We start from the raw sequence: 12,392 nt of genomic DNA on the forward strand, positions 1-12,392 counted from the left end.
GGGCGGTAGGCTATAAGCGCCCGAAAACTTGGTGACGCGGGGTGGAGCAGCCCGGTAGCTCGTCAGGCTCATAACCTGAAGGTCGCAGGTTCAAATCCTGCCCCCGCAACCAAAAATTACAATAACTTAGCATCCATCACAGACAAACGACTGCCATTTGCGACATCGGCCTCGCGCGTCTCAGCGGAGCCGAGCTCCCGGCTTCGAGCTGCTGATAGAAGTAGCCCGGAGGAAATTCCGTTGCCCGGCAATTACCGATCCTGCGGCTCGGCGGACCGTTACTATGCCGCGGATAATCACTTGGCGATCAAAGAAAACTCTTGGTCCTCACCGACATACCATTACCGTTATCAATTTCTCCCAATTATGCGCGATGTGGTCTCTTCCATGAGGGCTTAGGATCGTTCGGCTGACGGTCTTGGCGGTGTCGCCTTCATTGTCACCACCAGACTGGGCAGTGCAATCAGAAGCGGGGCCAAGAACCGTGCGACGCGGTAGAGGATAAGCGATGCCGTAACCGCCGTGGTCGGGGCGATTCCCGCAAACAGCAGCAAACCCGCTTCGAATGAGCCAAGCCCGCCCGGTATATGACTGAGCAGTCCAGCGCCGACGGCGGTGATATAGGCGGCGAGAAATATGCCAAAGGATGGCGTTCCCTCGGATGGCAGCAGAACCCACAGCGACATGCCGGCGAGAAAAAGTTCGCCACAAGCGATCAAGGCCTGGACGGCGATAACCCTGGCGGGCGGCAGGCTAACGCTCCTACTACGGACCGTGAATTTCTGCCCGTTGCTGCCAAGCCATGCTCCCAGGACAGCGACCAGGATTGTCATGCCTATGGCCATAAGGCCACTTATCAATCCGGGCGCCGCCAGGAGCAGAGAGACTGCGATTGCCATGGCGGATGCAATCCAGAAAGCGCTCCAGGAGAGACCCATAACGCCGACCGTTGCCACCGCATCTAAGCCATAGCGACGATAGATAGGCAGCCGCACCATCGCTCCGACGATCACGGCGAAGCCCGTCAAGTTAGTTGCCGCGTAGCCTTTGAAACCGGTCCAGATTGCCGTGACGGCAGGCACACGGTCTGGATAGAGATAACGAACGGCTACCCACTCAACCGCCCCCAATGCGCCAATAGCAGCAATATTAAGGCCGACGGAAATTGCCACCAGAACGAGCGGGGTTGCGGCAAGAGCGACCAAAATTCGGTCGATACCCTGATGAACGAGAAACCAGCCTATCGCCGCGAGAACGGCTATCAGCACGATCAATGTGGGCACAACTCGCCAGCCAAAGGTTCCGGGCGTCGCCCCCTCCCGGTCCTGCGCATCTTTATTCATAGATCGATTCATATGTGTTGTGTCATTTCGGGCTCGCCGATTGTCGTGTCGCGACCATCTATACTGTCCTGAAACAGCGCAGGGACGCTAAAGTTGCTGGCGCCTCCGGGGTCCAAATCAGATGAAACGGAGAAAATGGCGGGTGGTCTGACAATAACGAGCGTGACGGAGATGACCATTGACGGACGCCTCTCTACCGGCCCGGGCGTTTCGTCGCAGGTCTTGTTCGGCTTCTATGGCGATGAGTTGTCACGGTGGTTTCACCAACGGCGCGCCGAAAGCGATCTTATCATGGTCGGGGCGGGCACCGTCCGTGTCGACAATCCGCAGCTGACCGTCCGCCATGTCGATGGTCCGAGCCCGGTTCGCGTCGTGCCGACGATTAGCGGCGATTTGCCGACTGAGGCTACCATTTTTACCGACGGCCTGCCGACAATCCTGATCGTGCCGGAAGCGCTGCCTGAGCAGACGATCCGCTCGTTGACAGCAAATCGTCCTGCCGTGCAGGTGCTGCGCGCAGGCGAGAGCCGCGTGGATTTTGACAAAACCTTCGCGATGCTGGCGGGGCTTGGCTACTCGACGTTGATGGTCGAGGGCGGTAGCCGGCTTCTCGCTGAACTCTTCGCCGCCGACCTTATCGACCGCTTAATCGTCAAACATATCCCGATCGTGACCGGCTCGCGCGATGCGCCAACCTTTCTTTCGGCTGCCGGCTCGTTTCCCCTCAGCCGCTGGAACCTTGCAAGGTGCAACTCAATCGGCGGCGTTGCCGTTACTGAATATTCGAAAGCGGGTGTGTGATCATGGGTTTTGTCGCAATGGACAGTCTTGCCGCTCGGTTGAGCGAGCGCAGCGGGCCGCATCCGCCCGCCGTCTTCGATTCGCGGATCGACTGGTCGGGCGCCGATGCCAAGCCGAGCGATGGTATGCGCCGCCTCACTGCCCATCAGGCGCTGATGCGCGCTTATCAGAACCGCTATGTGGTGCTGCCCATGGACGGTTCGCAGAAAGGCAGCATCGTCGAGCGTCTGCAAAGGCACTACGACCCCAATTATCTGGCTGAGGCGGACGCAGCGCGCCGGACGCTGGAGGACGAGCTCATCGTTCCGCTGGTCGCAGCTATCGAGACACGGGCGGAAGATACATCCTGCGAGGATTACGTTGCGCAGCTTTTGCCGAGAATCCGCGATAGCGAGCCCGGGCAGTTCATTGCCTTCCTTGAAAGCTCGCCTAACCGGCAACACCACTATCGCAACTTCCTTATCCAGTCCTCTGCGGACCTCCTGGCGGAATCGTCGGCTTCGGCGCTCGGCATAATCGGCGAGTTCGGCGAAGTGCAATCGGCGCTGTTTCGCATTCTGATCGACGAGTTCGGCTATGGCGAGCATGGCAAGAAACACAGCCAACTCTATCGCGCGACGTTGCGCTCATTCGGCTTGCCGGATGAATATAATGGCTTCTGGCATCTGCTCGACACCGTTTCGCTGGAGCTGCACAACACCATCCACTTTCTCTTTCAGAACCCCCGCAATTTTTTCCGTCAAATCGGATTTCTGCTCTACGCGGAGACCAGCTACCAGAAATCGACCGGCGACCATCATCGCTACCTGCGTCAGCATCACAAGGAAGCGGACGCCCGTTATTTCGGCGAGCATGCCCATATCGATATTCACCACACCGCGATGGTCGTCGACGAGGTGGTCGCGCCGCTTCTCAAGCGCTACGGCGCAGAAGTCGGTCGCGAGATCGTGATCGGCGCGGAGCTGACGGCTGCCGCTTTTGCGCGGTCGGACGCGCATCTGGCTGCGCTCGGCAAGGCAATCGATGAAGCCGATAGCGGCGTTAGCTTTGGTCTCGATGCGTCGGCGGATCGCGAACAGCGCTGCCGAACGCCGGATGAAACGACGCCTTTCCAGCCCGTGCAGATCGGCGGTATCGCAAAAATCGATGACCCACGCCTTTTTGCTGATTTGCCAGACGGTACGGTTGGCCGCGAGGTTGCGGCGTGAGTTGCACAGAGATGCAGGACGAGAAGCGTACGGGACGTCTGTCCGCGCCGCTTGATGAACTGATCCCGCAGAGCTGGATCGGCCGTGATCTGCCGCCGATCATTCGCGACGGGGTTGAGTATTTTCTTCTCGGTCACAAGGGCGATTTGTTCCTTGTGCCAAACCGCTGCCCGCATAGGGGCGGATCGTTGAAGTTCGGTTACATCAATGCACGCGACGAGATCGTCTGCCCGATGCATCACAATGCCTTTTCCGTCTCACGGCTGATCGCCCGTCCGACCACGCTCAAGCTTAAGACGGCGACCCAGTGAGTTTGGCGCGCGACCATTTCGCCATCCCGCTCCTATTCGAAGGGGAAGGGCGTCTCAAACTGGCCAATCTGCTCACGCTGAGCCGCCTTTTTGCCATTCCTCTCATTCTGGCGCTGCTATGGGCAAACCATGACTGGATGGCGCTGGAGGTGTACCTTGTCGCCATTCTGACCGATCTTGCCGATGGACATGTTGCGCGCGTGACAGGAACAGCGTCTGAATTCGGCGCGCGGCTCGACGCCATTATCGACAATGTTTTCTCGATCGCCATCCTGCCATTTCTTCTTCTGGCCTTTCCCGGTCTATGGGCGGACCAGGCGCTGATCCTGACCGCCCTTTTCGCCGTCCCGGTCCTCTATCTCGCTGTGTCGCAAGCGTGGAAAGGTCGCCTCCTGATGTATCATTTCTGGTCGGCCAAGACAGGCGCTTTGCTGCTCTTTCTGGCCTGGCCGTTACTGGCGGTAACGGGGTGGCAAGGCTGGACCGTCCTCGCCGCCGCCGTGATTGTCGGTAGTCGACTGGAACAGATCATTTACATGGCGCGAGGCGGTCTGGATCTTGATGCTCCGCATGGTTTCGTCGCCGTCGAGCGAGACCGCGTCGCTTCGAATGTGCGGGCGAAGCCTGCGATAGGGCGAGGCAAAGCGCCACGTGATTTGCTATGGTATGCGGAAACGCCTGACCGGCGTGGTCCAGTGCTGACCTCCCCACATCCGGCGCGCAATGCGATCGGGGTTCACGCTGGCTCCTATGCGCCCTATCGCGCTATCGGTCTGGTGACCGGAGAATTGAATGCCGCACACGAGCCGGACTTTCATAATTGCCAGCCCATGGCGCGGCTGCCTTGGCGGCCAGGCTGGAGCAGGCCGGGCTCCATTGTGACAATGGACCCGTTCGGCCACGATATCGGGGCCTTTCGCGACGAGCCGGGCTGGCGACCGTCTATCGCCGTTACCGAAGGACATCTCGATCTTGCTGAGGTGCACGATGCGCTTAAAGGAAGACGGTTGCGGGCGGACGGGCAAATCCTCTCAGAAGCCGGCCACGCGCGCTGCCTGAAAATCGCAATCGAACCGGTCTGGTATTTGCCGGGCGTGGCCGAACGTCTCGGCGTTGGCGAACTGGAACTGCGCCGGGCCCTATTCAATTCATCAGGCGGAGCCTGGAGTGATCTGATTGAGCGAACGGATTTAAAGGTATTCCTCCCGCCCGCCGGCGGCCAGTCGGTCTATCTGTTTGGCGACCCGGAAAAGCTGGGCAATCCACATACATCGATCACCTGCCGGATGCATGATGAGTGTAACGGTTCAGATGTGTTCGGCTCGACGCTTTGCACCTGCCGGCCCTATCTCACCTTCGCGCTGGAAGAGGCCATCCGTCAGGCGCAATCCGGGGGCGTCGGCATCCTGGTCTACAGCCGCAAGGAAGGACGAAGTCTCGGCGAGGTCACCAAATATCTCGTCTACAACGCACGTCAGCGCGATCCTCGTGGAGACCAGTCGGAAAACTACTTCGACCATACACGCGCAGTGGCCGGCACTGAAGATTTACGTGCCCAGCTTCTCTCTGGCGACGTGCTGCATTGGCTTGGGGTCGATCACATCGACCGGTGGGTTTCGATGAGCAATCTGAAGAGCGAGGCGATTGCCATGCAGGGTATAGATATCCGCCAGCAGGTCGCTCTTCCGGCCGACCGGGTGCCTGCCGACGCTAACGTAGAGATCGCCGCGAAGATTGGCGCCGGCTACTTTAGCGATTTGCCAATCGAGTCATAACCGATTTGATCGCGAAATAGCGCCATCCGCCTTCCGAGGCTGGACACCGCGAACGTAATAAACGCGCGTCCCACCGCGAAAATCAAGAATTGCCGACTGAGATTTTGGCCGGCACGTGTTGTGGCTACGACGTAATCGCTGCCCCAAAACGCTTCCATCCGTGTCAGTCGAATATGTCGGCGATGACGGCCTGCTCGGCCTTCTCCCATCGCTTCACCACGTCGCCGACCTTCTCTATTTCCTTGTCGCTAAGGTGGTGAGCCCCTTCCTCATCGATGCGGCACAGACTGAACGGCTCGCCGACGCTGGCAGAGGTGAGATCGAGCGCGCGAAGGACCCGCAGCACCGCTGCGCAACCGAAATGCACCGACCGCTCGGCCAGATGGAAATGGGACAGGAGCGAACCGGCCTGCTGGGCCATGGGCGCACCGCTGCCAACGGCATGGAAGCCGATATCGGCATAATGACCGATCATGCCGGAGGGCGTGATTTCAATGATCCAAGGCTCGCCGTCCCGCCATCCGGCAGCCATCACATAGGCCGAGGGCGTGCCGCCGCCTTCTTCTCCCGGCACGTCGGGAATAAAGGTGTCGTAGTGATGCCGGAGGATCGGGAGAACCTGCTCCTGTAAAGCACGACCGATGTCGGGCGCCTGCAGTATCGCGGCGCTATTTTCATTGAAACAGCGTTCGACGTCGAACAATACCGATCGCGCGCCACTGCCTCCCCAGGCGGCCAAATCGCCCAAGGGGTGAAGCTTCTCGGCGGGATACGTCATGCCGCGCCCCTTGTCCGTGATCTGGGAGTCCGAGCCCAGCACGACTCCATCTCGGCAAACGGTGGCAAGCACGACAGTCATATAGCGATCCTCTCAGGTCAGGCGTCTTTGCATGTCAATCAGATATGGACCGCAGACGACGATCCTCCAGATCAAAATCCGTTGCTTCCTGGCATGCCTGCCCCTCTCAAGCGAAAATCACTCGTGAGACTGGTTGGGTTAGGATTGCACGAATATTGTGGCGTCGCCGTTAAACTGGCCTCGGCTCCTATCGACGGTCAAGCGTTCACTCAATATGCTGGCTGACAATAGAATCGGCTATCGCGTCATCTATCGTTTCGATGGATTTTATGAGCCCATGGGGTTGGCAGCGGGTCGGAGCCGGGCAGTAAAGGTCATCTCGATCTATGACTAGGAAAGTGCAACGGATTGTCGCCATTGGCGAGGTCATGGTCGAACTGCGTCACGGCGGGGACGATGCCTTCTATCTTGGTTTTGCTGGCGATACGCTCAACACATTGTGGGCAATCCGAGCCGTTCTTGGCGACAGCGTGGATCGGATCGACTATGTCACGGCGCTCGGCAAAGACCGCTATTCGCAGCAGATCCTCAGATTTTTGCAGGAGGCCGGAATCGGCACGGAGGCTATTCGAATCGTGCCAGACCGACGGCCAGGTCTCTATATTATCGATCAGGAGGAGGGCGATCGCGTCTTCACCTATTGGCGTGACAGCTCCGCCGCACGTTGCCTGGCCGCTGAGGAGGGCTGGCTAACCGACGCGCTGGCGGGTGCCGATCTGATCTATTTCAGTGGCATCACGCTGGCGATCCTGCCTGAAGACGAACGAAGCGTGCTTCTTGGTGCGATTGACAGTCTGCGGCGGATAGGCGTTCGCGTCGCGTTCGACCCCAATATCCGGCCTGCCTTATGGGAGGACGATGCTGCGGCAAAGCGCTGGATCGTTGAAGCCGCATCGAAGGCAGATTGGGTATTGCCGAGCTTCGATGATGAAGCCCGAACGTTTCGTGACGCCGACCCGACAGCAACGATCGAACGCTACCGGAGGGCTGGCGCGTCGGAAATCATCGTCAAGAATGGCAAGTCCGAGATCGTTTTCTTCAACGGTGAATCGATCGGGACGCAGTCCGCGGCCAGCGTCGATCGGCTTGTCGATGCGACCGGGGCGGGGGATGCTTTCAATGGCGTTTATATCGCTTGCCGCTTAGGCGGAAGCTCCGTTGGCGAAAGCGTCCTGATGGCGGCGAATGCTGCTGCGCGGACAATTCAAAACGCTGGAGCGCTCATGCCGTTCGACCGATATCTCGGAGATTGAGCGGCTTCAGTCGCCGATCGGCCTGGGTCCGGAATCTTTCGATAGTGGAAGAAGCGAGGTGCGGATGCGGCGGAGGTTTTCCTTGACCCGGTCTGGCCGCTTGCGCGCCGTACCCATGGCGAGAACATCGATAATAGCTGTGTAGACAAGCCGCTGCGCCGAGGGTTTGTAGATGTCGGGGTCTTCCGGCAGGTCCAGTTGGATGCAGAGATCGGTCAGGGCTGCCAGTTCCGATCCGGCCTTGGTCAGGCTGAGTGTCGGAACGCCATATTGTTTGGCGATTGTGACGCTGTCCAGAAGTTCAGCCGGTTGGCCGCTGGACGATATCGCAAACACCAAATCCTTTTTATCGAGCGTTGAAACGAGCATGCGCTGGACATAGCCATCGGCATGGGCTTCGGATGCTATGCCCAAACGGAAAAAGCGGTTTGCGGCCTCGCGCGCCACGTTGGCTGAGCTGCCGCCGACTCCAAAGAAGACGATGCGCTGCGCGCCATTGAGCATGTCAACGGCATTCTCGACGGGTTGCATTTCGAGCTGGCTGCGCGCCAGGCCGAGCGTGTCGGAAAGGGTGCCGAACACCTTGCCGACGAGTTGGCCGGCTGGAGAGGTATCGATTCCATTGGCATCGAAATATTGCTGACTGACGGCAACGCTTTGGGCGAGCCGGATTTTGAAATCGCGAAAGCCCTCGCAGCCGGTCGTCATCGCAAACCGGTTTACGGTGGCGACGGAAACGTCGGCTGCTTTCGCGATCTCGTGTTGCGACAGGAACGGGATCTGGTCGAGATTACCGAGCACGAAATCGGCAACAAGCTGTTCGCGTTTGGGCAGTGTGCCATTCAGTTCGCGCATGCGTGAAATAAGATCGATGACCGTGTTCATGCCGTCTCCCGGCCTCAGAGAGGCTTGTAGGCAATCACGTCCATTTCAACCTTCGCGTCAACCATCAACTCCGAACGGACTGTGGAACGGGCGGGCGGACTGTCGATAAAGTATTTCTCGAAAACCGCGTTGAAGCTGGAAAAATCGCGCGGGTCATCCAGCCAGACATTGACCTTGACGACATGTTCCAACCCACAGCCGGCGAGTTTCAGCACGGCAGTGATATTGGCGAATACGGCTTCTGTCTGTGCCACGATACCTCCCGCCACGACTTCGCCATCCACTGTCGGCACCTGGCCGGAAACATAGACGAAATCACCGGCGCGGACGGCTTTGGCAAAAGGCCTTTTCTGACCGCCAGCCTGTGGATCGGCTGCGGCGAAGCGCTCGATGCCTGAAACCATGATCATCTCCTCAATTATGTAAGTAACTTACATTTATTCCCACGATCACACCGAAAACGCAAATCTGATTTGACTTCCGCGATGTAATTTGTAAGTTTCTTACATATAAGGGCGTGCGGCGCGCTCGATCCGATGGCAATGGAGAGACTGACGATGACATCTCACAACTGGCTTAGGTCCCTGGTCGCCGTTGGCGCCCTGGTCGCATTCTCAGGCACGGCATATGCCGCCGGCACGTTGCGATACGCAACCGTGGGCGAACCGCCTAGCCTGGATCAGCAAGTGATTACTTCCGATCTTTCGACGACGATAGCGCATCATATTTTCGAAGGTCTCTACACTTTCAACGCCAAGAACGAACCGGTTCCGCTTCTGGCTTCCGGGGAAACCGTATCGGATGATGGCAAGACGATCGTCATCGCACTGCGTGAAGGTGTGAAATTTCACAACGGGGAAGACATGACCGCCGCCGATGTCGTGGCCTCTTTGAAGCGTTGGGGCGAGTTCGGCTCCCGCGGCAATCTGCTGTTTGATCATGTCGAAAGTGTCGAGGCGACGGGCGACCACGAAGTAACGCTGAAGCTGACGAACCCTTTCGGACCCTGGAAAAACCTGATGGCCTTCATCAATGGCGGACCATCCATCTATCCGGCGTCCGTTGTCGAGGGCGCTACGAAGGAGCCGATCGGTCAAGATGGCTATATCGGCACCGGTCCTTACAAGTTCAGTGCGTGGGAGCCGAACCGCAAGATCGAGCTCGTTCGTTTCGAGGATTACACGTCGCCAGAGGGCGAGGCGGATGGCTATGGCGGTGAGCGGACCGCCGAGTTCGATACGCTCGATTTCATGCCGGTGCCCGATGTCGGCGCCCGCATCGCGGGCGTTCGCGCTGGCGACTATGACTATGCCGAAAGCATTCCCGGCGATCTTTACGAAGAACTCAAGAACGATGAGACCGTCACCACGATTCTGAATGGCGGGCCGATTTTCGGTCTTGTCTTTATGAATTCAAGCGAGGGGCCACTGAAAGAGAATTTCGCTCTTCGCCGGGCGATACAGACTGCGCTCGACAAGACGACGGCGCTTCAAGTGGCGATTGGACCGGAGGATCTTTGGCGCGCTAACGGTTCGTTCCTGCCGGATGGCAATGTCTGGTACAACGATGCCGGAACCGAGAATTTCAGCAAGGGCGATGCAGAAGCCGCCAAGACGATGGCGCAGGAAGCCGGTTATAGCGGTGAGCCCATCAAGTTCATGGTCTCGACCAACTACCCGTTCCACTACGACACGGCGATCGTCTACACAAAGCAACTGGCCAATGCCGGCTTCAATATCGATCTGCAGGTTTACGATTGGGCGACCTTGATAGAGAAGCGCGCCCAGCCGGATCAGTGGGATCTGTTCTTCACGCATCACGGTTTCGTGCCCGACCCCATTCTTATTTCGGTGATGAACGACACCTATCCGGGCTGGTGGGCAACGCCGGAAAAGACCGAGCTGAAAGACAAGTTCACCGCCAGCTCCGATCCTGCCGAGCGCGAAAAGATCTGGGGCGAAATCCAGACGCTCATCTATGAGCAGGTCCCGACGATGAAGACCGGCGATATCTACACCTATAATATTGCCTCGTCGAAGCTTCAGGGTCTCGGTGAAGCGACGCTCATCTGGCCTTCTTTCTGGAATGTCAGCAAGGAATAAGTGCGCTCCTGCTCCGCCGCTTTTGCGGCGGATCGTCACTTTTTGAAGATGATCCATGTTCGCCTACACGATCAAACGCCTGCTGACGCTGATCCCGACGCTGCTGGCGGCTTCGGTTCTTGTCTTCCTATTCGTCCACCTTATTCCTGGCGATCCAGCGTCGATCCTGCTCGGCGATACCGCGACGCCGGAAGAAGTGGCGGCACTGACCAAAGAGCTTGGTCTCGATAAGCCCCTCATCGTCCAATATTTTTATTGGCTGATACAGGTGGTTCAAGGCGACTTCGGCCGCTCGCTTTTCTTCGGCGCGCCTGTGCTTTCGGTGATCGCCAACGGTGCCCAGACGTCGATCCTCTTGGCGTTGATGACGATGGTATGGATCGTGATCTTCGGCATTCCGATCGGAGTGCTTTCGGCGAGCTATCAGGGTCGCTGGGTTGACCAGCTAACATCGGGCGGAGCAATGCTTTTCGCATCTGTACCGACTTTTTGGTTGGGCCTTTATCTGATCCTGATCTTTGCCGTATGGCTCGGATGGCTGCCAAGCTCGGGGTTTCCCGCGATCGATGGCGTCGGAGCCCTCGGCCATCTGCGCTATCTGCTATTGCCAAGCCTGACACTAGCGGCGCCAAACGCGGCGCTGATTATCCGACTGGTCAGGGCGTCGATGCTCGATGTCTCGCGCGAGGATCATGTCCGGACGGCGCGCGCCAAGGGCCTTCATCCGTCCCGCGTCGCCATCAAGCACATTTTCCGTAATGCGTTGATCGCGGTTGCCGCGGCCTTCGGCTTCACCTTCGCCGCACTCGTCTCCGAAGCGGTGGTAACGGAAACGGTTTTCTCGCTGCCCGGCATCGGCCAACTGGTCGTGCAGTCGATCCTGCGCCGCGATTATCCGGTCATTCAGGGCGTGATCCTCGTAATCGTAGTGCTTTACGCGGTTGTGAACCTGCTGGTCGATCTCGCCTATGCTCGCCTCGATCCCAGGGTCTCGCTCCAATGACCGCAGTGGTACAACAGGTACAGGATATTTTTGCCGGACGGCGGCTGGCGAGCATCGGCCTGTCCTGGCTGATCCTCATTCTCATCGTCGCCATCGCTGCGCCGCTTATTGCGCCATTCGATCCATATGAGATCGATCCGATCGCAAGACTGTCGCCACCCGGTTGGCCGCATTTGTTCGGAACCGATCATTTTGGCCGCGACACGTTCTCGCGCGCCATTTACGGTGCGCGAATGACGGTGCTGATCGGCTCGGGCAGCGTCATCGTCGCGCTTCTGACCGGCGGACTGATCGGTATGCTGTCGGCCTATTTCACGCGCGCCGGCAATGTTTTAATGCGCGGCGTTGATGTACTGATGGCGTTTCCAGCCCTGCTTCTGGCGCTGGTGCTGATCACGCTGCTCGAACGCAGCGTCGTCAACACGATCATCGTCATCGGTATCGTCTATGCGACAACGACGGCACGCATCCTTTACGGCATGACGCTGAAGCTGAAGCGGGAAGTCTTCGTTGACGCGGCGATCTGCTCCGGAGCGGGCCATGGATCGATCCTGTTCCGTCACATCCTGCCGAATCTCCTTTCGCCGCTACTGGTACAAGCCAGCTTCATATTTGCTTTTGCGCAATTGCAGGCCGCGGCGCTTGATTTCCTCGGCCTTGGCCTGCCAGCTGAGGTGCCGAGCTGGGGTAACATGCTGGCGGAAGAACGCATCTACATCACCCGCGCGCCTTGGCTGCTGCTGTTTCCCGGCGCGCTGATTATACTCAGCGTTTTCTCGATGAACCTTGTTGGCGACGCCATGCGCGACAGCATCGATCCGCGCTTCAAAGACGATATTGCGGGGGTTTGAA

At 58.4% G+C, this 12,392-nt stretch carries 12 protein-coding genes and 1 tRNA gene; 9 read left to right on the top strand and 4 right to left on the bottom strand.

The features are described 5' to 3' along the window. Positions 1–35: 35 nt before the first annotated feature. Positions 36–112: transfer RNA gene (locus NIM86_RS12520), tRNA-Met, on the top strand. 283 nt (positions 113–395) lie between these two features. On the opposite strand, the gene NIM86_RS12525 is transcribed toward NIM86_RS12520, so the two are convergent. Continuing rightward, the gene (locus tag NIM86_RS12525) at positions 396–1,343 is read right to left on the bottom strand and encodes a hypothetical protein (RefSeq protein ID WP_253382653.1); all 948 of its coding nucleotides are present in this window, start codon (positions 1,341–1,343) and stop codon (positions 396–398) included. Positions 1,344–1,478: 135 nt separating this feature from the next. Here NIM86_RS12525 and NIM86_RS12530 point away from each other — a divergent pair, with 135 nt between their 5' ends. From NIM86_RS12530 to NIM86_RS12545, 4 genes are read left to right on the top strand one after another with little or no spacing between them, the layout of a single operon-like run. Further along, entirely contained in the window at positions 1,479–2,144 is a 666-nt protein-coding gene (locus NIM86_RS12530; protein WP_253382655.1) for a dihydrofolate reductase family protein, read from the top strand. A gap of 2 nt (positions 2,145–2,146) precedes the next feature. After that, a complete protein-coding gene (locus tag NIM86_RS12535) occupies positions 2,147–3,352 on the top strand; it encodes an iron-containing redox enzyme family protein (RefSeq protein ID WP_253382657.1) in 1,206 nt (401 codons plus the stop codon). Continuing rightward, the gene (locus NIM86_RS12540) at positions 3,349–3,663 is read left to right on the top strand and encodes a Rieske 2Fe-2S domain-containing protein (RefSeq protein WP_253382659.1); all 315 of its coding nucleotides are present in this window, start codon (positions 3,349–3,351) and stop codon (positions 3,661–3,663) included. The genes NIM86_RS12535 and NIM86_RS12540 overlap by 4 nt, the downstream gene beginning before the upstream one ends. Beyond that, on the top strand, positions 3,660–5,438 hold the full coding sequence (locus NIM86_RS12545) for a GTP cyclohydrolase II (protein ID WP_253382661.1): 1,779 nt from the start codon (positions 3,660–3,662) through the stop codon (positions 5,436–5,438). Before NIM86_RS12540 ends, NIM86_RS12545 begins: the two co-directional genes overlap by 4 nt. A 163-nt stretch (positions 5,439–5,601) precedes the next feature. Here the strand turns inward: NIM86_RS12545 and NIM86_RS12550 are convergent, their stop codons facing one another. Next, the gene (locus tag NIM86_RS12550) at positions 5,602–6,297 is read right to left on the bottom strand and encodes a proteasome protein (RefSeq protein ID WP_253382663.1); all 696 of its coding nucleotides are present in this window, start codon (positions 6,295–6,297) and stop codon (positions 5,602–5,604) included. A gap of 326 nt (positions 6,298–6,623) precedes the next feature. Between NIM86_RS12550 and NIM86_RS12555 the strand changes: the two genes are divergently transcribed. Then, the gene (locus tag NIM86_RS12555) at positions 6,624–7,550 is read left to right on the top strand and encodes a sugar kinase (protein ID WP_253382665.1); all 927 of its coding nucleotides are present in this window, start codon (positions 6,624–6,626) and stop codon (positions 7,548–7,550) included. A gap of 6 nt (positions 7,551–7,556) precedes the next feature. Here NIM86_RS12555 and NIM86_RS12560 read toward each other — a convergent pair whose 3' ends face one another. Together NIM86_RS12560 and NIM86_RS12565 are read right to left on the bottom strand one after the other, a co-directional pair. Then, the gene (locus NIM86_RS12560) at positions 7,557–8,435 is read right to left on the bottom strand and encodes a MurR/RpiR family transcriptional regulator (RefSeq protein WP_253382666.1); all 879 of its coding nucleotides are present in this window, start codon (positions 8,433–8,435) and stop codon (positions 7,557–7,559) included. A 14-nt stretch (positions 8,436–8,449) separates the two neighbouring features. Then, the gene (locus tag NIM86_RS12565; protein WP_253382667.1) at positions 8,450–8,839 is read right to left on the bottom strand and encodes a RidA family protein; all 390 of its coding nucleotides are present in this window, start codon (positions 8,837–8,839) and stop codon (positions 8,450–8,452) included. Between the two features lie 153 nt (positions 8,840–8,992). On the opposite strand from NIM86_RS12565, the gene NIM86_RS12570 reads away from it, so the two are divergent. The 3 genes from NIM86_RS12570 to NIM86_RS12580 are packed head-to-tail and all read left to right on the top strand — an operon-like array spanning position 8,993 to position 12,391. Next, complete coding sequence (locus tag NIM86_RS12570) at positions 8,993–10,537, top strand: ABC transporter substrate-binding protein (RefSeq protein ID WP_253382668.1); 1,545 nt, start codon at positions 8,993–8,995, stop codon at positions 10,535–10,537. 55 nt (positions 10,538–10,592) lie between these two features. Further along, the gene (locus NIM86_RS12575) at positions 10,593–11,540 is read left to right on the top strand and encodes an ABC transporter permease (RefSeq protein WP_253382669.1); all 948 of its coding nucleotides are present in this window, start codon (positions 10,593–10,595) and stop codon (positions 11,538–11,540) included. Beyond that, positions 11,537–12,391, top strand: a complete 855-nt coding sequence (locus tag NIM86_RS12580; protein ID WP_253382670.1) for an ABC transporter permease — start codon at positions 11,537–11,539, stop codon at positions 12,389–12,391. Before NIM86_RS12575 ends, NIM86_RS12580 begins: the two co-directional genes overlap by 4 nt. The last annotated feature ends 1 nt before the right edge of the window (position 12,392 follow it).

Origin of the sequence: Notoacmeibacter sp. MSK16QG-6 (assembly GCF_024158145.1) — a bacterium.
In the GTDB taxonomy this organism is placed as follows: Bacteria; Pseudomonadota; Alphaproteobacteria; order Rhizobiales; family Rhizobiaceae; genus Notoacmeibacter.